Genomic DNA, 23719 nt, shown 5'->3' with positions numbered 1-23719 from the left:
TCACCCGGCCAGCACTGCGTCGGAGAGCTCCGGCCACAGCGGTTTCGCCCAGTCTCCGAAGGCTCGATCGGTCAACACCACACACGCGGTCCGCACGGCCGGATCGACCCACAGGAACGTTCCGGCCTGCCCGAAGTGGCCGAACGTCGCGGACGAGTTCTTGCTTCCGGTCCAGTGCGGGCTCTTGCCGTCGCGCAGCTCGAACCCGAGTCCCCAGTCGCAGGGCTTGTGCGATCCGTATCCGGGCACGATCCCGTTCAGGCCGGGAAACTGCACTTCGGTCGCCGACGCGAGTGTCTGCGACGCCAGCAGCGTCGGTGCCAACAGTTCGGCGGCGAACCTCGTCAGATCGGCGAGGGTCGAGCTGGCCCCGTGGCCCGCCGATCCCGGCAACGACGTGTTCGTCATCTGCAGCGGCCGACACACGGCCTCGTCCAAGTAGTCGGGGAAGGCAATGCCTGCCTCGGTTTCGATCAGCTCGGCCAGCACCTCGAACCCGGCGCTCGAGTAGATCCGCTTGGTACCGGCCGGTGCCTGGACTGTGAGGTCGCCGAACGCCAGTCCCGACGCGTGTGCGAGGAGGTGTCGAACCGTCGACCCTTCCGGTCCTGCGGGCTGATCGAGCTCCACCGCACCTTCCTCGACGGCGACGAAAACTGCGTACGCACTGAGCAGCTTGGTGACCGAGGCCAGCTCGTAGACGCGATCGGTGTCCCCGACCTCCTCACGAACTCCGGAGTCGGTGACGACTGCTGCACTGACATGGTCGACGGGCCAGGAGGCCGTGAGATCGAGGGTGGTCACGACTCACGAGCCTAATTGTCGGTCGACGACGGTGCCCCGGTCCCCCGCCGGGCTACGCTCGCAGCACATGAGTGGGAGGAATGCGATGTCGGTTGTGTATGGATCGTGCAATCTGTGCGAGGCGATCTGTGGGCTCGAGTTCACGGTGGAGAACGATGCGGTGGTCTCGATTCGCGGTGACGAGAAGGATCCGCTCTCACGCGGCCACATCTGCCCCAAGGCGCTGTCGCTGATCGATCTGCACGCCGATACCGATCGGCTCACCACACCGGTCAAACGTGTGGGCGAGAAATGGGAGAAGATCGGCTGGGACGAGGCATACGACCTCGTGATCGACGGTTTGGTCTCGACGCGTGAGAAGTACGGCCGCAATGCCGTCGGGATCTATCAGGGCAACCCCAACGTGCATTCGATGGGTGCGATGACCCACGGTATTCCCTTCACCTCGCTCATGCGGACGCGCAATCGATACTCCGCCACCTCGCTGGATCAGCTCCCGCACCAGCTCGTCGATCACCTGCTGTACGGGCATCAGTTGCTACTGCCGATCCCGGACATCGATCGAACCGACTTCTTCCTCGTCCTCGGCGGCAATCCGATGGCCTCGAACGGCAGCATGATGACCGTGCCCGATTTCGCAAAGAGGGCGCGGGCACTGCGCAAACGGGGCGGCCGCCTCGTCGTGGTCGATCCGCGCAAGACCGAGACCGCCGACATCGCAGACACCCACTTCTTCGTTCGGCCCGGCAGCGACGCACTGCTGCTGCTCGCGATGATCCACACGATCGTGGCCGACGGCACGGTGACCGTGGCCGACTACGTCGACGGTGCCGACCGACTCGCGGATCTCGTCGCGGAATTCGCACCGGAATCCGTCGCTCCGGTCGTCGGGATTGCTGCGGAAGAGATCTCGGCCCTGGCACGTGATTTCGCCTCGGCGAGGTCCGCGGTGGCATACGGCCGAATGGGGGTCTCGACTCAGCAGTTCGGCACCGTGTGCCAGTGGGCGATTCAGGTACTGAACATCATCACGGGCAATCTCGACCGCCCCGGCGGTGCCATGGTGACCGATCCCGCGATCGATCTGATCAAGCAGGGCATCGTCGGCCGCGGCCATTTCGACAAGTGGCGCAGTCGCGTTCGCGACCTGCCCGAGTTCGCAGGCGAATACCCCTGTTCGACGCTCGTCGACGAGATCACCACCGAGGGCAAGGACCAGATCCGTGCGATGGCGGTCCTGTCCGGCAATCCGGTGTTGTCGATGCCCGGCGGCACCACCCTGAACGACGCGTTCGCGGGTCTCGATTTCATGGTGTCGTTCGACTTCTACATCAACGAGACATCGCGTCACGCACACGTGATTCTGCCGCCGACGATGTCGCTCGAACGCGACCACTACGACCTGATCTTCAACTCCTTCGCCGTTCACAACACGGCGAAGTACATGCCTGCAGTGCTGCCCAAGCAAGCCGACGCCAAGCACGATTGGGAGATCTTCCGTGATCTGTCGCTGCGCTACAAGAGCCGTATGGCCGGTTCGACGGTCGGTCGGTTGAAGTCACGAGTGACTCCGAAGAACATCATCGGCGAAGCCCGGCTGCGCCTGTCCCCCGCCCGCACACTGGACATCCTGCTCCGGAGTCAACGAAAAAGACTGTCGCTGAAGAAACTTCGAGCCAACCCACACGGTGTCGATCTCGGACCATTGCGTCCCGGCTTCCCACTGAAGTTGAAGACGCGGGACAAGCGGGTACAACTGATTCAGGACATCGTTGTTGCCGAGCTCCCCGCGTTGGTGGATCTGATGCATTCCAGCGCAGTTCCATCCGGCGATGAACTGCTGATGATCGGTCGGCGACACCTGCGCAGCAACAACTCGTGGATGCACAACACCGCCCGGCTCACCAAAGGCAAAGCGCGACATCAGCTTCTGGCGCATCCTGAGGATCTCGCGAATCGCGGTATCGAGGACGGTTCGATGGTGTCGGTCACCTCCGCCGCCGGAACCGTCGACATCGAGGTAGCGGCGTCGGAGAAGATGATGCCGGGCGTGGTGAGCATGCCGCACGGATTCGGACATCAGCGCCCCGGCGTGCAGTTGTCCGTTGCCACGACGGTGCAGGGGCCGAGCGTCAACGACATCACCGACCCCAATCGCGTCGACGCCGTCTCGGCCAACGCGATCCTCAACGGTGTCCCGGTGCAGGTCCGAGCGAAATAGCTGCCCCGATGCACCGTCGAGGCGACGCGATTCTGTACGATTCTGCAGGCTCGTACCTGGTACGGGCATGGGGCGGTAGCTCAGTCGGTTAGAGCCGTGGACTCATAATCCATTGGTCGCGGGTTCGAGCCCCGCCCGCCCCACACCCGATCGACCTCCCTGTCAGGTCGGTGAGCCCTGGCGATTGCGTACATACCCAGCCTGACCCTGCCCGAAGATACAGCGACACAGGGCGACTCGGACCCATCAGCAATTCTGGCGTGCACGCCGCGGCATAGAGGCTTTTGCACTGCATTGCCATTCCCAGTGGTTCGGATCACTGAATCGATGACGCCATGCGAATCACAGCTGCGTCGGTTCCGTGGCCAGCGATTTCGGTGCTGATCTCTGCTGATGATGCGACCGATGAAGGCTCGAAGGTGCAGACTTTCGACGGCCGATACGCCTCGATGACCATCGACACCCGTTCCCAACATCCTTCGAGTTCAAAATTTCGCTCGACCAGACCAGTTCGCCGAGCAACTACCGAGGAGAAGACACCATGCGGTACCAACACCGAGGTTCGTCCCCGTCCGTGTCCGAGCATGCGTGGGTTGCGCCGACGGCAGTGTTGGTGGGCAACGTTGTCGTCGGCGCCGGGTCGCGGATTCTGCACGGTGCGATCCTGACGGCCGAGGATGGTCAGGTGAGTATCGGTGAGAATGTGGTCGTGATGGAGAACGCCGTCGTCAATGGACGCGCGAAGTACCCCACGATCGTCGGTGACAGTGTGTTGATCGGCCCGCACGCGCACGTCAATGGCACCGTCATCGGTCGGGAGTCGTTCATCGCCACCGGTGCGTCGACGTTTCCCGGGTCGATCGTCGAGGCAGGGTCGGAGGTCCGAATCAACGCAGTGCTCCAGGTCGATTCGAGGCTTGCCGCCGGGTCGGTCCTCCCCACCGGGTGGGTTGCCGTGGGAGATCCGGCCAGCATGTTTCCGGCAAGCAGCCACGACGAAATCTGGGCCATCCAGCAAACTCTGGACTTTCCGGGAACGGTGTACGACGCGTCGCACGGCGACGGTATGCAGGACATCATGCAGTCGCAGTCGTCCTTCTACGGCGAGCACGCCTCGGACTCCGTTGTTCCGGAGTGACGTTGTAGACCTGACTTCGGTGTACCCGACGCGCCCGCGTCCCGCGAGTCGTGTTCTTGTCGTGTGTGGCGTTGCTTACTGACCGGTAGTATTTTTGCTCTCGGCAATTCCCGTCGGTTTACCCTTGGCCAGGTGGACGCACGTGGAAGCGAGGGTGTGCCACGGATCGTTACTGCGCAGCAGATCGTCGCCGCTATCCCGCTTCCTGCGCTCGTTCACGACACCAGTTTTCACATCCTGGCCGTCAATACCGCGTGCCGAAAGTCGGCGAATCTATCCCGCACGTACAGCGACACCCGTGATGTCTTCGCCTTCGTGCACCCAACGGAGCATGCGGAGATCCGGGCCGTATCAGAGAATCTACTGACCGACTTCGCCCGAACAGGGGAATCGTCGCAGACACCGGTCGCCGCGATGCGACGGCTCCACCAAGACGACGACGTGTCGGTGTCGTGCTGGACGCACACCGGACTCGCGGTGTTCGACGGCGTGCCTCTCATCGTCGTTGCCCTGGATCTTGCGAATCCTATTGTCAGTGAGGCACGAACGTGGCGTGAGCGCGCAGAACGCGACGACTTGACCGGGCTGTACCGTCGCAACGTTGCGGTCTCGGTCATCGACGATTGGCTTGCAGCCGGCGACGAAGTAATGGTGATGTTCGCCGATGTCGATCACTTCAAGCAGGTCAACGACGGCTACGGCCATGCGGCCGGAGACGCAGTCCTGTCCGCGATCGCAGACCGACTTCACGCCCTGTCGCATGACGACAGAATCGTCTGCCGGTATGCGGGTGATGAGTTCCTGATCGCGTCCCGCCCATCCGTGTGGGCTCACGGAGGCTTCGTCTGGCAGTTCGACGAACAGCGTTATCTAGCCGACTACATCGCCGCGGCGGCGGGGGCAGCAACGCACCTCCTTGGAATCGATGGGCATGAGCGTGTATCGATCAGCACAGGTGCAGCAAGGCGACGACCCGCCGATTCGGCCGCGACGCTGATTCATCGGGCCGATACCGCGATGTATCGAAACAAGGCACATCGCGTGCGGGAGCGATGAGTTCGGCAATTGGGCAGCTCAGATGATGCGCGAACCGAAGTGGGTGCCGACGCAGTGGCGCAACGTTGCGGCTACCGACACGCCGCCTTCGAGTGTCCGGTCGAACGAGTCATCGGCTTCCCACCCGACGGTACAACCGTGACGAATACACCAGCAGCACAGCAGCATTCGCCCCGAACCACATCCACGTGAGAAACGCCGCCACCACGCCGGTGACGAAGAAGCCCAGTACCAGTGCTACGACCCAGGCGAGGACGAAGGCAACAATCGTGACGACTGCCGCGACTGCGCACCGCCCCGGGGACTGCCGGACAGTCGCCGTCGCAGCGCGGAACGGATGTCGTTGCCCGTCGGCCACGGCCGGAAGCACCAGCAGCGCAACCAGAATCACGACAATCGGAAGCAGCGGGAACAGAATCGCCAGCGCGACGGCCACCAGAGTCGAGACCACACACCACACCAGGACGCGCGGCCGCCGCCATGCCCGAGCCAGCGCACCGCGGATGTTGCCGTCCACCACATCGAGTGCCGTCGATGCGGTGATCCACAGGGCGACCACCAGTGCCGCGGCAGACGCCGCAACCAACCCACCGAATCCCACGGAGGATTCTGGAACGGGATCGCCCAGGACTGTCACCGCCTGAATCAGCGCAGACACGAGCACAACGGCAGCGAGCACCGCACTCCCCCTCACGGCGCACCGACCGTCGAATTGCGGTCGAGCACGTCCTGCACAGACCCCGAGTAGAGAACCTCCGTGCCGACCTTCACCTCGACGGTGCTCGCGTCGTCCGACGTGGCCGAGCCGGTGATCGCCTCGTTGTCGGTTGTCTCCCCGACACATTCGATGTCCGCTCCGGTACCGGAGCAGACCGGCGCAACCAGTATCTCGATTCCCTTCTCGAACAGAACGTCGTTCACTGCGTAGCGGAGGTCCCCGAGTTCGGCACCGCCGACCGGCGCGAGCGCAGCGGTCTGCGAACATCCCGCGCACGCCACCACGGCGGCGACCAGGAGAATCTTCCTGCACACTCCGTTCATCGACCCTGCCTCGTCTCGTAGGCGATCAGTCTCGCGTGCTCGTCCAGATGTTGCTGCTCGAGCGCGGCGTCGGTGATGGCACTCAGATCGAACGGTGCAGGCAACAGCAATTCGGTGTTGCGATCCAGGCGCGACCCTCGACGCATCAGCGGATTCTCGGCCCAGTCGTTGGCCGCCAATTCGCGGCTGCGCGACGCCAGATCCAGGTAGCTTCCGCTGTTTCCGGGTGTGATCGGCGACGCGTGATCGAGCACCGTGGTGAACAGCGACAGAGTTCCGTCGCGGTTGTCGACGATCTCGACCACCTGCTGCTGCTGTGGGAAATCGATGCACGACGCGGTGGTGATCTCCCAGAATCCGCGTCCGCCGCTCGAATGCGCCAGAATCTGGTTCTGGTGGGTGTGGCCGTTGAGCCAGCCGATCACCACGGGATACTTCAACAGCAGGTCGATGAATTCGTCTGCGCCGTAGAGCTTCCCCGATTCTCCTGGACGCTGCGCTCGGTTCTCCAGCGTGAGACTGTTGTGATGGGTGTAGATCAGCACGAGCTTGCGCTCGGCCTGCGCTTTCTCCAATTGCTCGGTGAGCCAGTCGAATTGGTTCTCGGGCACCGCACCGTCGGGGCCGGCGACGGCGTTGCAGGTGTCGAGTCCGAACGTTCGGATGTTCGGGGTGGGGTCTGCCGCCCACCACGTCTCACCGGAGTCGAGATTGTGCTGGGTGAAGCCGTGTCCGATCGGTCCCGGTGTCGGGGTGGTCTCGAAGTGCTCCTGCATGAACTCGCGTTGCTCGAACAGGTACCGTGCCGGGTCGGCCGACACTGCGCGAAACCCCGGTCGCGCACCGGATCCGACGCCCAGCGCATCGACCATTCTCTGCAGCGGACTGGCCGTCGACGCGTAGCCGGCCAGGGCGGAGGTGGCCGTCGCCTCGAGGGTGTACGCCTTGCGGCCGCCGACGGCGAGCGCGTGCAGCTGCGAGGACAGGTCGAAGGTGCCGAGCAACAGAGTGTCGTGGTTGCCGTAGACCGAGTACCACGGCACGGGCAGACCCACCGATTCGACGGTTCCCGACATCGCTTGGGTGAGAAGGTCGGGAAGCGTCGGGAATCCGTAATCGCCGAACGACCCTCCCGAAGGATCACCGGGTCGGTAGGCCCACTGCGCCTCCGGCCAGGCCTGAACACCCTCGAAGATGTCCGCGGCCCCACTCGTCGGCCGAACCGGTACGCCGTCGAGAACGTCGATGTACCAGCGCAATTCGAGGTGCGAATGCATGTCGGCACTGTCCCCGGTGACCACGGCAGCCCCCATCGGTGCGCCGGTGACCGGGCTGATCCGCGCGTCCGCGAACGCTTTCACCATCGCCGCGGTGACGTGCACGGTCAGCGTGTCCTGCGGATGGAACGCCGAACCCCATGCGGCGTGGTCGGAGACGATCATGGGCTCGATGCGGCCGGGAGATTGGGCGTCGATGACGTGCATGTCCGAGAGGTGCCCGAGGTAGAGCAGCGACCGTCGCGACTGCGCCCTCGACGGGTTCGGCGCTCGTCCGAGAACGTCGAGGCGTGCAACGTACGGCTCCCCCGGACCGGCATCGAGCACGCGGTACTTCCCCGGCCCTGTCGAGGATCGCAGGATCGTCTGCGCGAGTGTTCCGGTTGCGCCCACGTTCACGGGCTGGGCGTTCGCCGCAAGAGCCTGACCCAGCACGTGGGGTGCGATACCCCACACCGCCGCGAGTGTCCCCACTCTCGCCACGAATTGTCTACGCGACAGCCCGGTCATGGAACTCCTCGGATCCGAAAACGGCACCACGTGCGCCTCGCATCCGACGAGGTGACTGCCTATTTTTACAGGGCAGACGGCAGATCGGCTCGATTTCGCTCCGTTCAGGGCACGACGGTCACCGGCCACCGTCCCGCTTTGACCAATCGCACCGCCACCGAGCCGGCGATTCGATGTCCGGCAGTCTCGGACGCCCCCACCACGACGGCGTCGGTACGCAATTGCTCTGCCACGGCGATCAGCCCGTTGTACGGGTCACCCTGTGCGGTTCGGAACTCCCACCGCACGTGCTCCCGATCCCCGAACCGGGCGGCCGACGTTCTGATGTAGTCGAGCAGTTCGTCGGCTATCTGTTGACCGGTTTCGACGAGTGAGATGCCTGCCTGGCCCCACGAGGCCGTCGCAATGGGTTGCACGTACACCAATACCAGCAGCGACCGCTGCCTACGGGCGAGCCCTGCCGCATAGGCCGCGGCGCGCCAGGACGAATCGGACCCGTCGACGCCCACCACGATCGATTTCGGTCCGTCGTGGCCGTACTCGAACCCGGTGGACTCCTGCGCATCGCTCACGACCTGAGGCTACTGCCGAGACCCGACTGTTCGTACCCCCAGCCGCCTGGCGGTACGGTAAGTAGCGCCTACGCCCGGTTATCGGGGAGACGGTTCCATACGCGACGGGAGAAGCAATGAACGACGACCGACAGTTCGACGCCCCGTCCACCGACCCGGCTACTGTGTTCGCGGCCCTGGCCGACATCGTGTACCGAGGTACCACCGCCGAAGAGGTCTACACCGCACTGTGCAATGCGGCCACGCTGTTGGTTCCGCATTGTGACCACGCCAGCTTGATGTTGATGCGCCACGGGAAGGCTGTCACGGTCGCAGCCTCGGACGACATAGCGCGGGTCGTCGACGATATCGAGCGCGCTACCGGCGAAGGACCGTGCCTGGACGCGATCACCAGCGAGGCAGCCCAGCTCGAAGCCGACTTCCGCACTCCCACCCAGTGGCCGGCGATGGCTCGCGGTGTGTTGAACCGGACGCCGGTACGAGGCGCGATGGGATTTCGGCTCAAGGTCGACGATCAGAAGGTGGGCGCGCTCAATCTGTTCACCGATCGTCCCGGCGTCTTCGGCTCGGACAGTGTGGACAAGGCAGTCATTCTGACGGCCTTCACCTCGATCACCGTCGCCGCCGTCATGAACGGCGAAGAGGCGTCGACGCTGCGCGCCGGCCTCGAGAGCAACCGTGAGATCGGCAAGGCGATCGGATTGATCATGGCCCTGCACGACGTGAACGGCGACGAGGCGTTCGCGTTGTTGCGCAAGTCTTCCCAGGATCTGAACGTCAAGATCGCCGATCTCGCGTCCACCGTGGTCGCGCGACACAGCAAAGGTCTGAAGGGCTGATCGGCAGCGCTCAGTGTGCGCCCTGCACCTTCTTGGGAAGCGCGAAGACCAACGCCAGCGCAATCACACTGAACGCCGCGCTGACAGCCATTGCCATGGCTGCTCCGTGTAGAAAGCCCGACCCGACGGTGTCCGGCCCGGTGATCTCGAGCGACCCGAACAGCACGCTGCCGATCACTGCGATGCCGATCGCCGAGCCGACGCGCTGCATCGTGGAAATGACGCCGCTCGCGGCTCCCGCATCGTCGCGATCGACGGTCGCGACGATGAACTGCGCGTTGGGTGCGATGAACGCACCGTTGCCGAGACCCGCGATGAACAGTGGCACCATCAGCGTCCAGTGCGAGATCGTGTCGGCGGAGCTGGTCGCGAGGATGATCCACAACCAGATGAGCCCGATCGAGACGAGGGACGCGCCGAGTATCAGAACGGTACGCCCGAGTTTGATCGTCAGCCTGTTGCTCTGCGAGGCGGCGATGATGCTGCCGATCGCAAAGGGTATGGACACCAGGCCCGATGCCAGTGCCGTGTTGCCGAGTCCGGTCTGCCACAGCAGCGAGATGGTGAAGAAGATGCTCGTGAAGGCAGCGAAGTAGACGAGCGCGAGGATCACGCCTCCGGTGAACGCCGGACGGGTGAACAATCGAGGTGGTACCAACGGATTCTGTCCGCGGCCCGTCCGAATCACTTCCCACCAGCCGAACAACGCGATCAGACCGAGTCCCGCTGCGATCGTCAGGTAGGTCCACAGGGGCCAGCCCAGTTCCTGGCCCTCGATCAGCGGAACGAGCAGCGCGATGAGACCTGCGGAGATGAGCACCAGTCCGAGCCAGTCGATTCCGGGGCGCGCAGCCGGTTCGGTATCGGTCTTGCCCGGAAGTAGCACCGCAGCAGCGACGAGACCGACGATTCCGATCGGCAGGTTGACCCAGAAGACGAGCCGCCAGCCGTTCTCGTCGCCGAAAGCCTGGATGATCAGGCCGCCGGCGATGGGACCGAGCGCGGTCGACACGCCGATGACGGCACCCATGATGGCGAATGCCTTGCCTCGCACCGGCCCTGGGAACAACAGCTGGATGAACGCGGTGACGGCGGGGACGAACATGCCGCCCGCCAAGCCCTGGACGACTCGCGCGACGACCAGTTGCAGATCGTCCTGAGCCAGCCCGCACGCGAAGCTCGCGAGAGTGAACAGTGCCAGACCGGTGAAGAAGACCCACTTGTGACCGATGCGGTCGCCCACCTTGCCCGCCGGGATGAGAGCCAATCCGAACGCAAGTGCGTACCCCGAGATGATCCACGACAGAACCGATTCCGACGCTTCCAAGGTGGTGCTGATCGTCGGCAACGCCACGTTGACGATGGTGGTGTCCAGCAACGCCATGAACATCCCCAGCAGCAGAACCACGAGCGCTTTCCAGGCGCGTGCGGGCACCTCCGTCGAGGGTGGTGTTGCTGAGGCAATGCTGTCGGTCACAGTGCTGTCCTTCGTCGTTGTCGCCGAGCAGTTTCGGCCGACCGATCCTCGGTCACTGTCCGATCATTGCCGACGCGACGAAGACCCACGACAGTCCTGTGGCCAGAACCACGAACCCCGATGCCACTATCCGGCCGCCCCATACTGTCTCCACGAGAGCAGTCTCCGCGTGAGCGGTCACGCCTGCCGTACCCGTAGGTGTCATGATCTGTTTCCCACTCTGCATCCGCGACCCTCGCCATTTCCGGCCGGTGGATACCCCGGGAACCCGCGCCGAAACTACGGTGCTGCGACAACCGCCTCCACCGCGTCCAGAAAGGGGTGCTGGGAGGCGAGCAGCTTCGTCCTCGCCTGCGCCAGCGGAAACCATTCGACGCGATCGACCTCGGGAAACGACTTCATGAGACCGGATTTCGGCGGCCATTCGATCTCGAATGTGTTGCTCACCGCATTCGAGACATCCAGATCGGCCTCGACGCCGAACGCGATGACGATCTTCCCGCCGCGTTGCCTGACGGTGCCGAGTTCGATGTGTTCTCCGGCCGGCACATCGACACCGACTTCCTCTCGGAATTCCCGTCGGGCCGCCGTCCAGGGGTCTTCACCATCGGTGATCAGCCCCTTGACGATGGACCAGGCCCCGTCGTCCTTACGCGCCCAGAACGGTCCTCCGGGGTGAGCGATCAGGACTTGCGGACCGTCGACACCGACGCGATACAACAGAATTCCTGCACTGGTATGGACCATCGCCTCAGCCTGCCATCGATTCGCAGGGAGAAGTCCTTCGCGCCGTCGTGCCGCGAACCCGGGTAACAGTTATTGTCTACCGATGCAGGAGCGTGCAGCGTCCACCAGGCAGGCCGTACTCCAAGGGGCCGCCGCCAGTTTCGAGAAGTTCGGTTACGGCACAGCAAGTTTGAGCACCATCATCGCCCATGCCGGGGTCAGCAAAGGCGCGATGTACTTTCATTTCTCGTCCAAGGAAGATTTGGCGCAGGCAGTTATCGACGCGCAACTGTCCATGGCGGCGAGCGCGAGTGCCCTCATCATGGAGCGGACGCCGAAGGCCTTGGATGCCTTGATCCTGGTGAGCAAGGAATTGGGACGCCAACTGCAGACCGAATCCATCGCCCGCGGGGGTATGCGGTTGACGCTGGAGTCGGCCATCGCGGACAGCCCCAATGCGCGCGCATTCGAGGACTGGATCGGCAAGATGGGTGATCTCGCCGCACGTGCTCAGGCCGAGGGCGACATCGTCGACGGTATCGACGCGCACACGCTCGGTCGATACATCGTCGCCTCGTTCACCGGCGTACAGACGGTGTCGGAGATGTTGACCGGACGCGCCGATCTACAGCAGAGGCTGACCGAGATGTGGCAGATGTTGCTGCCCTCGGTGGTGCCGCGCCGACGCCTCGCGCGCGTGATGACAGTCGCCGAAGACGCCCTTATCGACTGGAGCGATCGGTAGGGGCCAACCACGGTTCGGACGTCACCGTGACGGACATTGCCGACAACACCTCGCCGTCGTGCTCGAACTGAATGCGAAAGACGCCGTCGGTGGAGTCCGTGTCGACGATCACCGTGCACGGGTTGGTCCACTCGGCGAATCCCATGAATCTCACCTCGCAGGAGGTGAAATCCAACGTCGGTGTTTCGGTCGCCAGACGCAGAGCCTGACGGGCCGCCTCGAGCATCGTCACTCCCGGGAGATACTCGACCGAATGGTCGAACATCGCCAGGTTTCGCGGATCCGGCGCGACGACGATGGTGCCGTCGGATGTGTGCCGTGCCAGCACCACGTCGGAGGGATCGAGACGTCCGACGGAGGACGCCGGGACCACCTCGGTTCCGGCCGGCAGGAAACGGAAGTGGGGGTCGGCAACGGTCGATTTGCGGAACTGCGAATACACCTCGGGTCCGATGGTCCGCACCGACGCCGTCCCCGACGCGACGAGGTGGGTGCCGTTCAGGAGTCGGGCAGACAGCTTCATGTTGTCGAGCGACTCGTTCTCGAACGTAACGTCGGTCGTGATCGACTCTGCGACAAGCGAATCATCGATGTCGTCGACCGAGAGCGGGTCCAGGATCTCGAAGCGGGAGTGCTCGATGAACACCACGTGATCGAGTGGCACCCCGTGGTTGACGTGGCAGAAGAGGCTGATCGCTTGGCGCAGAGCCTCGGCCACCATCAACGAGTCGTGGGTTCGGCGCACCGGCGCGAACATGCGATGCGACGTGGGGAACTGAACGGCCGCCCGATGGGTGCCCTCGACGGTCTCGTAATCGGTCAACAGAACGTCGCCCGGCGACCTCCGATGCACGAGGTGCCGTGGAACTGTTGCTGCGTAACTCAAACTCATGAAGCCCCTTAAAACCGACCGACCCGGCTTTTTATAGCACTGTTGAGCCACCGGGATCGCTCGTTCAGTATGTCGCGAGAGACCGACAAAACTGGCATCGGTCGAAGGGATTCATTCAATCGATATACAGAAATAACCGTCACGATCTGTTAACTGACTCGAACTCTCGGTACCACTTGTTTCGGTACGTTCACGGGCAGTGCCGGTCGGCTCGTGCGGCTCACTCCGGACAGCAAAAATCCCCGCCCGGGCGAACCGAACGGGGACTGCGCTCCCCCACCTGGACTCGAACCAGGAACCCTTCGATTAACAGTCGAATGCTCTGCCAATTGAGCTATGGGGGATTACCTCGCGGCGTCACACTCTCGTGCGAGCCGTTGGAAACAATAGCGCACACCCCCTGCCGAGTACCAAATCGCCCTGCTCGAGGTTCGTCGGGCAAGATGGAAGAACAGCCGCACGCTCTATGGAAGGACCTACTGATGATTCGTTTGGTACTGGCGGCTGGAGCTGCTTATGTGCTCGGCGCCAAGGCAGGACGGGGCCGGTACGAGCAGATTCGCAAGACTGCGAACGCCGTTGCGTCGAGCCCCGCCACCAAGAAGGCGATCGAGGTCGGCCGTCAGAAGCTGTCCGATTCCCTGAACACGCAACCGCGGCTCGAGCCGATGCAGCCGATCGACGACGAGACCCAGGTCTTCGTTCCCCGCGATCAGCTGCGGCGCTAACCGACCTCGGCCACACTTCCGACGGCGAGCTCGAGCAGACTGCGGCGGTACTGCTCGAGGGCGATGAGGTCGCCGAACAGCGCGTTGTAGTCGTCGGGCTTCTCCACCGGTGACATGCGCTGCAGTTTCGATTTCAGTTCGGCCACCTGTTGGCCGACCCACACCTCCTGCAGCCGTGCGAGTACGCCCGAGATGTAGCGGGTGAGAGCGTCGTCGGCCACGCGCATCGGGTCGACGGCCAACTCGGTGACCAACGACACGACAACGGCGTCCTTGGCCTGTTTGGCGACGGCGTCGACCCACTCCCCTCCGCCCAGGCCTGCTGCGGTGCCGCCGGCAGCGGCCACCGCGTCGCGCACGGCCGAATACGCCGGGTGGTGGAAGCTCTCCGGCGGGAGCGAATCGAAGACCGTGCCCGCCACGGCAGGCATCTGCAGCACCGCCTTGAGTGCTTCTCGCTGCGGCCACAGCGTCGGATCGGTGGGGTTGGGACGCGGAGGACCCGTGGGGGCCGGTGCCGGAGCGGCCTGACGCTTCTCGAACGGGACACGTTTGCCGCTCGTGTCGCCCCTGGCACCCTTCTTCGCCTCGTCGCGCACTCGGGCGAGCACCATCGCGGTGTCGTCCCAGCCGGTCCACCCGGCCAACTGCCGGGCGTACTCGTCCCGCAACGACGCGTCCTTGATGCGGGCGACCACCGGGACGGTTCGCTTCAACGCCTCGACGCGTCCCTCGGGCGTATCCAGATCATGTTCTCGCAGAAGTGATTTGACCACGAAGGCGAACATCGGGGTACGCCTGGCGACCAGATCGCGAACGGCGTTGTCGCCGGACTTCAGCCGTAGGTCGCACGGGTCCATTCCGTCCGGGGCGACGGCGACGAACGTCTGACCGGCGATCTTCTGATCACCCTCGAACGCCTTCATCGCGGCGGCCTGGCCGGCTTCGTCGCCGTCGAAGGTGTAGATCACTTCCCCGCGAAAGTAGCTGTCGTCGATCATCAGTCGGCGCAGCATCGCCAGGTGGTCCTCGCCGAACGCGGTTCCGCAGGACGCCACCGCAGTCTTGACGCCTGCCAGATGCATCGCCATCACGTCGGTGTAGCCCTCGACGATGACGGCCTGATGGGACTTCGCGATTTCCTTGCGCGCCAGATCGAGGCCGAACAACACCTGAGACTTCTTGTACAGCATGGTTTCCGGGGTGTTGATGTACTTACCCGGCATCGTGTCGTCGTCGAACAACTTGCGCGCACCGAAGCCGATGACGTCGCCGCTCTGGCTGCGAATGGGCCACACCAGCCGGCGCCGGAAGCGGTCGATGGGCGTTCCGCGCTTGCCGGGTGTCGCCAGCCCTGCGTCGACGATCTCCTTGGCCTCGAACCCCTTGCCCAGCAGGTGTTTGGTGAGGGTGTCCCAGCCGTCGGGTGCATACCCACAGCCGTAGGCCAACGCCGCATGGCCGTCGAAATTGCGTTCGGTCAGGTAGTCCCGCGCGGCCTGGGCGTCGGGACCGCTGAGCCTGCCTGCGTAGAACTCCTGCGCTGCTGCGTTGGCGGCGATCAGTCGCGCACGGGTGCCGCGGTCGCGCTGAACCGACGGGCCTCCGCCCTCGTAGGAGATCGAATAGTTCAGCCGGTCGGCCAGTTGCTCGACGGCCTCGACGAACGAGATGTGCTCTATCTTCTGCAGGAAGGAGTAGGCGTCACCGCCCTCGCCGCAGCCGAAGCAGTGATAGTGACCGTGATTGGGGCGAACGTGGAACGACGGGGATTTCTCGTCGTGGAAGGGGCACAGCCCCTTCATGGAGTCGCCGCCCGCGCGCTTGAGCGAGACGTAGTCGCCGACTATGTCCTCGATCCGTGTGCGTTCGCGAATGGCGGCGATGTCGCGTTCAGGAATTCGGCCGGCCACGAAGGGCAGTCTAGTCCCGATCCGGACCTACCCACATTCGGTCGGCGGAGCGATCAGCCCCAGCTGGCCTGAGCCCCGAGTGACCGCTTGTCGATCAATTCGAGGCGACTTTCGGTGTACGAGGCGATCTGGTCGACGACCACACGAGTGCGTTCCGCATCGCTGTCGGCCCGCTGCCACGCGGGCACCAGAATGGGGTCCAGTTCGCCAGGAGCAGAGCGCATCAACCACTCGGCGACGCGGTGGATACGGTCGCGTTGGCGCTCCTGGCGGATCTTGTGTCCGGCATCGGACATCACGTACCGCAACGCCATCGTCTTGAGCAGTGCAACTTCCGAGCCGACGATCGACGGCACCACCAGGTCGGCGTCGTATCGGCTCAGCGGCGCAGTGCCGTACTTCTCGTGGGTGCCCTCGATCGCGGCGGTGGCGAAGCGGCCTACCAGTTCACTGGTCATGTGCTTGAGCGCAACGGATGCGGCGAGAGTGCCGTCGTAGCGTCCGACCGCGACCACGACGGGCATCCTGGACAGTCGATCTGCGGCCTCGATCAGTTCCTCCACATCGAGTCCGCGAAATTCCGAGACGCCGAGCTCGGCGAGGGCGCGTCGCTCGATCGGATCAGAAAGCGCCCGTAGATCGATTCGGGCGTCGATCACACCGTCCTCGACATCGTGGACCGAATACGCGACGTCGTCGGACCAGTCCATACTCTGCGCTTCGAGGCACTTGTGCTTGTCCGGAGCGCCGTCACGTACCCAGCCCAAGATGGCGGAATCGTCGTCGTAGGCACCGAACTTCGCTCCGGGGGCGGGCCTGATCCATGGGTACTTGGTTGCGGCATCGAGCGACGCCCGGGTCAGGTTGAGTCCTGCGCTGCGGCCGTCGGAGTCGAGGATTTTCGGCTCGAGCCCGGTCAGGATGCGCAGGTTCTGCGCGTTGCCTTCGAACCCACCGCAATCCTGAGCCACTTCGTCGAGGGCGCGTTCGCCGTTATGTCCGTACGGCGGGTGGCCGATGTCGTGCGCCAGCCCGGCGAGGTCCACCAGATCCGGATCGCTGCCGAGCCCCTCGGCGATGCTGCGGCCGATCTGCGCAACTTCGAGCGAGTGCGTCAATCGTGTGCGCGGGGTGTCTCCGTCTCGAGGACCGGTGACCTGAGTCTTGTCGGCGAGCCTGCGCAACGCGGCGCAATGCAACACGCGCGCTCGATCGCGTGCGAACGCGCTTCGATGCGAGGCGTTGTCCGCCCCGGCCCGCAGTCCTGCGGTCTTCGGGGGTTCGGTGACGAATCGTTCGACGTCGTGCGCCGAGTACGTGCCGCTCATCTACTGGCCCGCCGTGTAGGAGAAGTCCGCGGTGAAGTGGGTCAGCTGATACCACAGCAGAGCGCCTGTCTCCCTGGCGATTCCGTGCGCCTGGGATTCTCTGGTGTAGACCGCGGGCCCGGTGCGCGTGGGCGAAGTCCAGGCATCGAGGCCGGCGTCGCGCGCCATGGTTCGGGTGCGCAGTGAATGCCACGGATCGCTGACCAACACCACCGACGACCTGCCCTGCTCACGCAGTGTGTTGCTCACCGCCTCGATGCTCTCGAGGGTGTCCGAGCCGGTCTCGACGGCAATGATGGCGTCGGCGGGAACTCCCTGATCGATCAGATAGTTGCGACCCGACGCGGCCTCGGTGAACAGGTCGCCCTCCTGCTTGCCACCGACGGTGACGATCTCGGGGGCGATTCCCTGCTCGTACAGCGACGCGGCCTGGGACAGTCGTGCCTCGAACACCGTCGAGGGTGTGCCGCTGTACTGAGCAGCGCCGAGTACGACGATGGCGTCGGCCTTGGAGTAGTCGTCGATGCGCGCCACCTGCCATACCCGCACCGCTGTTCCCGCGACCAGCACCAACGACATCAGTACCACTCCCGCGACCAGCCGACCGGTCCAGCGTCCGAGCGTTCCGAAGAAGCCGAGACGCTCGGGACCGGGGTCCGGGGCATACCGGTCGTCGTACGGATCGCCGTACGAATCTCGGTCGAGAGTTGAATTCACTCCTCGAGTTTGCCAGGCCCAGGCATCGGAACCGTCACGGCGCGCCTCGAACGACCTACAGCCACCCTCGATCCTCGGCCACCCGGACCGCCTCGGCCCTGGTGCTCGTGCCAGTTTTTCCGATCGCCGACGACAGATGATTGCGCACCGTGCCCTCGGAGAGGTGGACCTGAGCAGCGATGGCCCCAGCGGTTCCGCCCCTGGCAGCCGCGCGGAGAACCTCCTGCTCTCGGGCCGTCAGTGGAGAGACGCCATCGGTGAGGGTTTCGGTCGCCAGCGTCGGATCGACGACGCGAAGCCCCATGTGTACGCGCCGAACGGCGTCGGCCAGCTGCTTGGCGGGAGTGTCCTTGACCACGAAACCCGACGCACCCGCATCGATGGCGCGTCGCAGGTATCCCGGTCGCCCGAACGTGGTGACGATCAGCACCCTCGACTGCGGGGCGACGAGCGCCAGTTCGGCGGTGACCTCGATACCGTTCTTGCCGGGCATCTCGACGTCGAGCAGGACGACGTCGGGTCGATGTTCGAGAACGGCGGCGGCAACCTCGTCTCCACGTCCCACTTCGGCGACGACCTCGAGATCGTGTTCGAGCCCCAGCAGGGCCGCAAGTGCGCCGCGCACCAGGGCCTGATCGTCGGCCAACAACAACGTGATGGTCATCGCGCCTGCGTCCTATTCACCGTGTACCTCCACCCTGAACCCACCGGTCGGCACCCGGGCGATCGTCAGTGAACCACCCGCTGCCGTCACCCGTTCACCGAGACCGCGCAGACCGTTGCCACCGGACTGCTGGTCTGCCGGTCCCACCCCGTCGTCGACGATGGAGATGCTCGACGCCGTCAGCGTCACCCGGCACTGCCGTGCACGCGAGTGTCGAACCACGTTGGTCACTGCTTCGCGGAGCACCCAGCCGAAGAGTTCTCGATGCCGCAGCGGCACCACGTCGGCGTCACAGGGCAGATCTGCTTCGATCCCCGCCGCGGTCAAAGCCGTTCGTGCACTGGCCAACTCGGATCCGACGTCGACCTGGCGCATGCCCCCGACGGTACTGCGCACGTCGGCGAGTGCTTGCCGAGCAAGGGTTTCCAGTTCCGCGATCTCCACGGCCGCGCGGGCCGGATCGATCTCGATGAGCCTGCCCGCCAATTCGCTCTTGACGGTGATGACGGTCAGCGAGTGGCCCAGAATGTCGTGCACGTCCCGGCTCATGCGCTCGCGTTCGGCCACGATGGCCAGATCGGCCAATTGTTGCCTGGCCACGGCCAATTCGTGATTGCGCTGGAAGACCTGCGTGATCCCCCATGCCGCGGCCGCGCTGATCAGCAGCTGAAATGCGAAGAAGGTGTCGGGCTCCCAGGACGAGATGAAGCGTGGCACCGCTTCGACGAGCGCAACCATCACCACCACCAACACCCACGCTTGCCTGACCGGCAGGGTCATCATGGCCAGTACTGCGATGTAGACGGTCGCGCCGAATGCGGTGGTTCCGATCCATACACTCATGGACACGGTCAGCGTGATCATGACTCCGAGCGCGATCCACGCCTGGGAGACCGGCAGCGGCTTTCCTCGGCGGTGTCCGTTACGAAAACGCCAGAAAGTGGACGTGAACACGGCACCGAAGGCAACGATCGTGACGACCCCGGCAACCTTAGCCGGCACGTATTCCAGAGCGAGGATGTCGTTCAACGGATAGATCAGGTACACCAGCCAGATGGCTCCGAACATCCAGCCGAACCGCCAGATCCGTCCCTCGGGAAGGTCGGCGGTGAACGTGGTCATGTCGCCCACGGTATCTCTGTGGACGACATGATCAGCGGTTTCGGTCTCACGCACGCTTGGTGTCTTTCCGGAACAGCAAGGACGCTCCGGCGACGAAGATCGCGGCCCACACCACCAGGTTCACCACGGCGATCACCAGGGTGCCGGTGTCGGCCGAGGTTAACGGTGCCCGGGACACGGTCGCCAGGCCGTAGAGCGGGGTGAACTGGGCCAGCATCGGAAACCAGCCGCTGTCACCGAGCGGGACGAACAGTCCGCCGGCCAACGCCAGGAAGGCGAGCACCGGTCCGAGGATCTGCATGACGTTCTCCGAGGGCAGCAGGTAGCCCATGAACAGCCCGAACGCGGCGAACACTGCAGAGCCGAGCCACGCGATCACTCCGCACGCGAGCCACACCCAGATCGGCATGTCTGCTCCGAAGAACTTCGCGACGACGAACACCACGACGATCGCGGCTGCACCCATCGTCATGGCCACGAGAACCTTGGTGACGATGTAGGCGACGGGCTTCAGCGGAGTCAACCGCAGTTGCCTGCTCCACCCCTGCGCCCGTTCGACCGAGACCATCGCTCCCCCGCTCGTGGTCGCGAGCATCGCGCCGTAGACGGCCATGCTGATGGCGATGTAACCGGTGACGTTGCCGTGCGCGAAGGGGTAGTCGGTCCGGTAGTCGGATTGCGTGCCGAAGATGACGAAGAACACCGGCGGCATCACCAACGTGAAGATCAGAGTTCGCTTGTTCCGGAAGAGCCTGCGGATCTCGAGTCCGAGGAAGGTCGGCGAGAATCCGCCCCAGGCAACGGCTCTGGCAGAGGTACGGGTGGCTGCGGAGTGTGCGGTCGTGGTCATCGGATGCTCCCGGCGAGGTCGTTTGCGGCTGTGTCGTTTTCGGCTCTGTCGTTTTCAGAATCGGTGGTCAGGGCGAGGAATGCGTCTTCGAGGTTGCGCGAGACGATTTCCAGATCGGTCGCGTGTGCATCGTTGAGTAGGTATCGGGCCACGGCGTCGGAGTCGCGTCCGTGCACGATCACCCGATCGCCACGTGTGTCGACGCGGTCCACCCCCGGCAGAGCCAGCAACACCGACTGGTCGACGCCGGGCAGGGTGGCGGTGACGGTGCGTCCTGCCGCCAGGTTCTTCACCTCGGCGGCGCTGCCGTCGGCGACGATCTTGCCGTGCCGCACCAGCACGATGCGGTCTGCGTACGCGTCGGCCTCGTCCAGATAGTGCGTTGCGAACAGCACCGTGCGGCCGGTGCTGGCGTCCTGGCGAATGGCGTTCCAGAAGTCGCGACGCCCCTCGACGTCCATGCCGGTGGTCGGCTCGTCCAGCACCAGCAGATCCGGATCGGGCAGCAGAGCGAGCGCGAACCGAAGCCTTTGCTGCTGACCGCCGGAGCATTTCGCCACTCGACGGTCTCCGATATCGGCGATGCCGGCCCTGGTCAGTACCTCCTTCACCGACCGGGTGTGGGCGAACAGTGCCGAGGTCAGCTCGACGGTTTCGCGGACGGTCAGATCGCGAAGCAGACCGCCGGTCTGCATGACGGCCGAGATGCGCCCCTGGGCGATGGCGTCGGCGGGCGTTCCCCCGAACACCGAGACCGTCCCGGTGGTGGGTGTCGCCAGGCCGAGCATCATGTCGATGGTGGTCGTCTTTCCCGCTCCGTTCGGTCCGAGGAATGCGACGACCTCGCCCGGTTCGATGGACAGGCTCAGCCCGTCGACCGCCCGGACCGAGCCGTAGGTCTTGGTGACGCTGCGCAGTTCGACTGCTTTCGTTGTGGTCATGGGAATCACTCTGCGGCGGCCGAGCAGCTCCGACCTCGTTCGGGCGTCACGATTGCGAGGTGACAACTGTCATGCATCCGGATCGACCTGCTCGATCTCACGGGCGCGTAGCCGGTAGATTTCAGGCCATGGCAGTCCAGCACCGGCGGCACACCAGCGCCCCAGTCGTTCGAGAAGCAATCCATCGATTTCGTCGTCTCGCCGCCGTGGGTGCTCTGACCCTCTTCGCCGCGGTCCTGCTCGCGCCGGGAGTTGCATCCGCCGAGGCTCCGTCGCGACTGGCCACACAGATCACCGACAACGTCCAGGCACTCGACCCGGATGCACTCGCCGAGGTGCAGACCTCGATCGACGATCTCTACGGCAGCAGCCAGGTTCGGTTGTGGGTCACCTATGTCGCGGACTTCGACAACATGTCGGCGGCGAACTGGGCCGAGCAGACGTACCAGAGAAGTGACCTCGGCCAGCGCGACGTTCTGCTCGCCGTGGCCACCGTGGACCGTTCGTACTACCTCGCGGTGAACACCGGCCTGTCTCAGATCACCACCTCCGAACAAGATTCGATCCGTGTCGACGATGTCGAACCTGCACTGCGCGAAGAAGATTGGTCCGGTGCGGCCATTGCGGCAGCCGGTGCACTCGGCGACGCGTACGCCTCGAGCGGCAGCGGTGGCTCGTCGGCACCCCTGCTGATCGGAGTCGGCGCACTGGCCGTGGCGGGCGGCGGAGCCGTCGTCTACTCGTCGCGCCGCAAGAAGGCCCGAGTCGCCGCCGAGGTCGAGGCCGTGGCGAAGATCGACCCGAGCGACCCGGCCGCACTGGCCGCCTTCCCCATCGACGTCCTCGACACGCGGGCCAAGGAAATTCTGATCGAGACCGACAACGCGGTGCGCGCCAGCGAAGAGGAATTGAACCTCGCCCGTGGAGAATTCGGAGATTCCGCGGCCGCGCCGTTCATCACCGCCTACGACAACGCCAAGAAAGCCCTGGCCTCGGCGTTCGAGATTCGTCAACGCCTCGACGACGCCATTCCGGAAACTCCGGATCAGCGACGGGCGATGCTCGTCGAGATCATCTCCTCGTGTGGCCAGGCCGATCGCGAACTCGATTCGCGGGTGGAGGAATTCGACGGGTTCCGCGATCTCGTGATGAACGCCGACGCCCACCTCGACGAGCTCACCCAGGCTGTCGTCGGCTTGACGGTGAGAATTCCGCAGTCCGAATCGGTTCTTGCTCAGCTGCATTCGGACTTCTCCGAATCGGCGCTGAACTCGATTGCCGACAACGTCACGATGGCCAAGGAGCGCATGGCGCTGGCCGAGGAGAACATCGAGGCCGGACGCTCGGCGGCGGCACTCCCGCCCGGCAAGCAGGGGCCGGCGGTCACCGCGATTCGCACGGCCGAGCGAGCCGTCGACCAGGCCAAGACCCTGCTCGATGGCGTCGACCATGCCCGTGACGACATCAGGCATGCCATCGCAACCCTGCCCGACGCCATCGCGGACGTTCGACGCGACATCGAGCAGGCTCGTGGATTGGCCGAACACGGCGGGGCCGAACTGCAGGCAGCCGTGACAGCCGCCCAGACTGCATTGAAGAACGCGGAGACGGCGCAGTCCTCGGACCCTCTCGGCAGCTACACCGCCCTCGCCGAAGCCGATGCCGAACTCGAGAAGATCGTCGACGAGGCGTCGGCGGACAAGGCGGCCGAGGACCAACTTCGGGCCCGCCTGGATCGCGATATCGCGGCCGCTCAGGCGCAGATCACCGCCGCTGCGGACTACATCTCGACGCGCCGCGGCGGAGTGGGTGCCGACGCCAGAACGCGCCTGTCCGAGGCCGAACGGCACCTCGGTGCGGCGCGTCAGCTCGAACCCGAGAACCCGGACGAGGCCCTCAAGCACGCGCACGCTGCGAGCCAATTGGCCTCGCGCGCATCGCAGATCGCCCAGTCCGACGTGCAGAACTGGGAGAATCGCCACGGTCCGCGCGGTGGCAGTAGCGGCGGCAACATCGCCGGTGCGGTCCTCGGCGGCATCCTGATCAACAGTGTGCTGCGCGGCGGGGGTGGCGGCGGCTTCGGTGGCGGATTCGGCGGTGGCGGTGTCGGTGGACTTGTCGGTCACAGGTTCCGGCCTTCCTCGGCGTGGGCCACGGC

The 23719-nt window shown here is 64.6% G+C and carries 23 protein-coding genes and 2 tRNA genes; 8 read left to right on the top strand and 17 right to left on the bottom strand.

Annotation, left to right across the window (positions count from 1 at the left end; all coding sequences use genetic code 11):
• Nucleotides 1–804: a serine hydrolase domain-containing protein gene (locus CH256_RS17345; protein ID WP_094640169.1), complete on the bottom strand. Its 804-nt coding sequence runs from the start codon at nt 802–804 to the stop codon at nt 1–3.
• Nucleotides 805–889: 85 nt separating this feature from the next.
• On the opposite strand from CH256_RS17345, the gene CH256_RS17340 reads away from it, so the two are divergent.
• The 4 genes from CH256_RS17340 to CH256_RS17325 all read left to right on the top strand — a co-directional run bounded on the left by CH256_RS17340 (nt 890) and on the right by CH256_RS17325 (nt 5219).
• On the top strand, nt 890–3025 hold the full coding sequence (locus CH256_RS17340) for a molybdopterin-dependent oxidoreductase (protein ID WP_094670121.1): 2136 nt from the start codon (nt 890–892) through the stop codon (nt 3023–3025).
• Nucleotides 3026–3094: 69 nt separating this feature from the next.
• Nucleotides 3095–3168 (top strand) — tRNA-Ile (locus CH256_RS17335).
• A 431-nt stretch (nt 3169–3599) separates the two neighbouring features.
• A complete protein-coding gene (locus tag CH256_RS17330; RefSeq protein ID WP_218829148.1) occupies nt 3600–4163 on the top strand; it encodes a gamma carbonic anhydrase family protein in 564 nt (187 codons plus the stop codon).
• 132 nt (nt 4164–4295) lie between these two features.
• On the top strand, nt 4296–5219 hold the full coding sequence (locus tag CH256_RS17325; RefSeq protein ID WP_094640172.1) for a sensor domain-containing diguanylate cyclase: 924 nt from the start codon (nt 4296–4298) through the stop codon (nt 5217–5219).
• 109 nt (nt 5220–5328) lie between these two features.
• Here the strand turns inward: CH256_RS17325 and CH256_RS17320 are convergent, their stop codons facing one another.
• The 4 genes from CH256_RS17320 to CH256_RS17305 form a co-directional block, all read right to left on the bottom strand.
• Nucleotides 5329–5877: a hypothetical protein gene (locus tag CH256_RS17320; RefSeq protein WP_143536609.1), complete on the bottom strand. Its 549-nt coding sequence runs from the start codon at nt 5875–5877 to the stop codon at nt 5329–5331.
• Between the two features lie 32 nt (nt 5878–5909).
• Entirely contained in the window at nt 5910–6260 is a 351-nt protein-coding gene (locus CH256_RS17315) for a hypothetical protein (RefSeq protein ID WP_094670118.1), read from the bottom strand.
• Nucleotides 6257–8047, bottom strand: coding sequence for a TIGR03767 family metallophosphoesterase (locus CH256_RS17310; protein ID WP_094670117.1), 1791 nt, complete (start codon nt 8045–8047; stop codon nt 6257–6259). Before CH256_RS17310 ends, CH256_RS17315 begins: the two co-directional genes overlap by 4 nt.
• A 104-nt stretch (nt 8048–8151) precedes the next feature.
• Nucleotides 8152–8619, bottom strand: coding sequence for a universal stress protein (locus tag CH256_RS17305; RefSeq protein ID WP_068052281.1), 468 nt, complete (start codon nt 8617–8619; stop codon nt 8152–8154).
• A gap of 116 nt (nt 8620–8735) precedes the next feature.
• On the opposite strand from CH256_RS17305, the gene CH256_RS17300 reads away from it, so the two are divergent.
• The gene (locus tag CH256_RS17300) at nt 8736–9458 is read left to right on the top strand and encodes a GAF and ANTAR domain-containing protein (RefSeq protein ID WP_068052282.1); all 723 of its coding nucleotides are present in this window, start codon (nt 8736–8738) and stop codon (nt 9456–9458) included.
• Nucleotides 9459–9468: 10 nt separating this feature from the next.
• Here the strand turns inward: CH256_RS17300 and CH256_RS17295 are convergent, their stop codons facing one another.
• The 3 genes from CH256_RS17295 to CH256_RS17290 form a co-directional block, all read right to left on the bottom strand.
• Nucleotides 9469–10935 carry a DHA2 family efflux MFS transporter permease subunit gene (locus tag CH256_RS17295; RefSeq protein WP_094670116.1) on the bottom strand — a complete coding sequence of 489 codons (1467 nt, stop codon included), beginning with the start codon at nt 10933–10935 and terminating at the stop codon, nt 9469–9471.
• Nucleotides 10936–10987: 52 nt separating this feature from the next.
• The gene (locus tag CH256_RS28145; RefSeq protein ID WP_156516304.1) at nt 10988–11140 is read right to left on the bottom strand and encodes a hypothetical protein; all 153 of its coding nucleotides are present in this window, start codon (nt 11138–11140) and stop codon (nt 10988–10990) included.
• 74 nt (nt 11141–11214) lie between these two features.
• Complete coding sequence (locus CH256_RS17290; protein ID WP_068052286.1) at nt 11215–11682, bottom strand: NUDIX domain-containing protein; 468 nt, start codon at nt 11680–11682, stop codon at nt 11215–11217.
• A gap of 82 nt (nt 11683–11764) precedes the next feature.
• On the opposite strand from CH256_RS17290, the gene CH256_RS17285 reads away from it, so the two are divergent.
• Entirely contained in the window at nt 11765–12406 is a 642-nt protein-coding gene (locus CH256_RS17285; protein ID WP_094670115.1) for a ScbR family autoregulator-binding transcription factor, read from the top strand.
• Here the strand turns inward: CH256_RS17285 and CH256_RS17280 are convergent.
• Nucleotides 12384–13298 carry an AfsA-related hotdog domain-containing protein gene (locus tag CH256_RS17280; RefSeq protein WP_094640179.1) on the bottom strand — a complete coding sequence of 305 codons (915 nt, stop codon included), beginning with the start codon at nt 13296–13298 and terminating at the stop codon, nt 12384–12386. The genes CH256_RS17285 and CH256_RS17280 overlap by 23 nt on opposite strands.
• A gap of 271 nt (nt 13299–13569) precedes the next feature.
• Nucleotides 13570–13642: transfer RNA gene (locus CH256_RS17275), tRNA-Asn, on the bottom strand.
• A gap of 138 nt (nt 13643–13780) precedes the next feature.
• On the opposite strand from CH256_RS17275, the gene CH256_RS17270 reads away from it, so the two are divergent.
• Nucleotides 13781–14026 carry a hypothetical protein gene (locus tag CH256_RS17270; RefSeq protein WP_068052299.1) on the top strand — a complete coding sequence of 82 codons (246 nt, stop codon included), beginning with the start codon at nt 13781–13783 and terminating at the stop codon, nt 14024–14026.
• On the opposite strand, the gene dnaG is transcribed toward CH256_RS17270, so the two are convergent.
• Genes dnaG through CH256_RS17235 form a run of 7 tightly spaced genes read right to left on the bottom strand, consistent with a single transcriptional unit; the run spans nt 14023 to nt 21561 of the window.
• A complete protein-coding gene (dnaG, locus tag CH256_RS17265; protein ID WP_094670114.1) occupies nt 14023–15939 on the bottom strand; it encodes a DNA primase in 1917 nt (638 codons plus the stop codon). The two genes, CH256_RS17270 and dnaG, sit on opposite strands and share 4 nt — an antisense overlap.
• A 53-nt stretch (nt 15940–15992) precedes the next feature.
• Nucleotides 15993–17267: a deoxyguanosinetriphosphate triphosphohydrolase gene (locus CH256_RS17260; RefSeq protein ID WP_068052304.1), complete on the bottom strand. Its 1275-nt coding sequence runs from the start codon at nt 17265–17267 to the stop codon at nt 15993–15995.
• On the bottom strand, nt 17268–17984 hold the full coding sequence (locus CH256_RS17255; RefSeq protein WP_068052310.1) for a YdcF family protein: 717 nt from the start codon (nt 17982–17984) through the stop codon (nt 17268–17270). It abuts the gene before it with no gap.
• 55 nt (nt 17985–18039) lie between these two features.
• Nucleotides 18040–18648, bottom strand: coding sequence for a response regulator transcription factor (locus CH256_RS17250; RefSeq protein WP_068052311.1), 609 nt, complete (start codon nt 18646–18648; stop codon nt 18040–18042).
• 12 nt (nt 18649–18660) lie between these two features.
• Nucleotides 18661–19770, bottom strand: a complete 1110-nt coding sequence (locus tag CH256_RS17245) for a sensor histidine kinase (RefSeq protein ID WP_094670145.1) — start codon at nt 19768–19770, stop codon at nt 18661–18663.
• Between the two features lie 46 nt (nt 19771–19816).
• A complete protein-coding gene (locus CH256_RS17240; protein WP_094670113.1) occupies nt 19817–20620 on the bottom strand; it encodes an ABC transporter permease in 804 nt (267 codons plus the stop codon).
• Nucleotides 20617–21561, bottom strand: a complete 945-nt coding sequence (locus tag CH256_RS17235; RefSeq protein WP_094640184.1) for an ABC transporter ATP-binding protein — start codon at nt 21559–21561, stop codon at nt 20617–20619. Before CH256_RS17235 ends, CH256_RS17240 begins: the two co-directional genes overlap by 4 nt.
• Before the next feature lie 128 nt (nt 21562–21689).
• Here CH256_RS17235 and CH256_RS17230 point away from each other — a divergent pair.
• A partial coding sequence (locus CH256_RS17230; protein ID WP_256989469.1) for a TPM domain-containing protein occupies nt 21690–23719 on the top strand: 2030 nt, incomplete at its 3' end.

The sequence above is a fragment of the Rhodococcus sp. 05-2254-6 genome (assembly GCF_002258565.1).
Lineage (GTDB): Bacteria > Actinomycetota > Actinomycetes > Mycobacteriales > Mycobacteriaceae > Rhodococcoides.
Note: the sequence above shows the minus strand (reverse complement) of the source record. Positions and strands in the feature narration are given on the sequence as shown.

Coding starts and splice junctions, on each gene's coding strand:
- CH256_RS17310 (WP_094670117.1), bottom strand. CDS start 8,047: ATGACCGGGCTGTCGCGTAGACAATTCGTGGCGAGAGTGGGGACACTC.
- CH256_RS17235 (WP_094640184.1), bottom strand. CDS start 21,561: ATGACCACAACGAAAGCAGTCGAACTGCGCAGCGTCACCAAGACCTAC.
- CH256_RS17300 (WP_068052282.1), top strand. CDS start 8,736: ATGAACGACGACCGACAGTTCGACGCCCCGTCCACCGACCCGGCTACT.
- CH256_RS17240 (WP_094670113.1), bottom strand. CDS start 20,620: ATGACCACGACCGCACACTCCGCAGCCACCCGTACCTCTGCCAGAGCC.
- CH256_RS17270 (WP_068052299.1), top strand. CDS start 13,781: ATGATTCGTTTGGTACTGGCGGCTGGAGCTGCTTATGTGCTCGGCGCC.
- CH256_RS17250 (WP_068052311.1), bottom strand. CDS start 18,648: ATGACCATCACGTTGTTGTTGGCCGACGATCAGGCCCTGGTGCGCGGC.
- CH256_RS28145 (WP_156516304.1), bottom strand. CDS start 11,140: ATGACACCTACGGGTACGGCAGGCGTGACCGCTCACGCGGAGACTGCT.
- CH256_RS17245 (WP_094670145.1), bottom strand. CDS start 19,770: ATGACCACGTTCACCGCCGACCTTCCCGAGGGACGGATCTGGCGGTTC.
- CH256_RS17340 (WP_094670121.1), top strand. CDS start 890: ATGTCGGTTGTGTATGGATCGTGCAATCTGTGCGAGGCGATCTGTGGG.
- CH256_RS17290 (WP_068052286.1), bottom strand. CDS start 11,682: ATGGTCCATACCAGTGCAGGAATTCTGTTGTATCGCGTCGGTGTCGAC.
- CH256_RS17280 (WP_094640179.1), bottom strand. CDS start 13,298: ATGAGTTTGAGTTACGCAGCAACAGTTCCACGGCACCTCGTGCATCGG.
- CH256_RS17315 (WP_094670118.1), bottom strand. CDS start 6,260: ATGAACGGAGTGTGCAGGAAGATTCTCCTGGTCGCCGCCGTGGTGGCG.
- CH256_RS17285 (WP_094670115.1), top strand. CDS start 11,765: ATGCAGGAGCGTGCAGCGTCCACCAGGCAGGCCGTACTCCAAGGGGCC.
- CH256_RS17260 (WP_068052304.1), bottom strand. CDS start 17,267: ATGAGCGGCACGTACTCGGCGCACGACGTCGAACGATTCGTCACCGAA.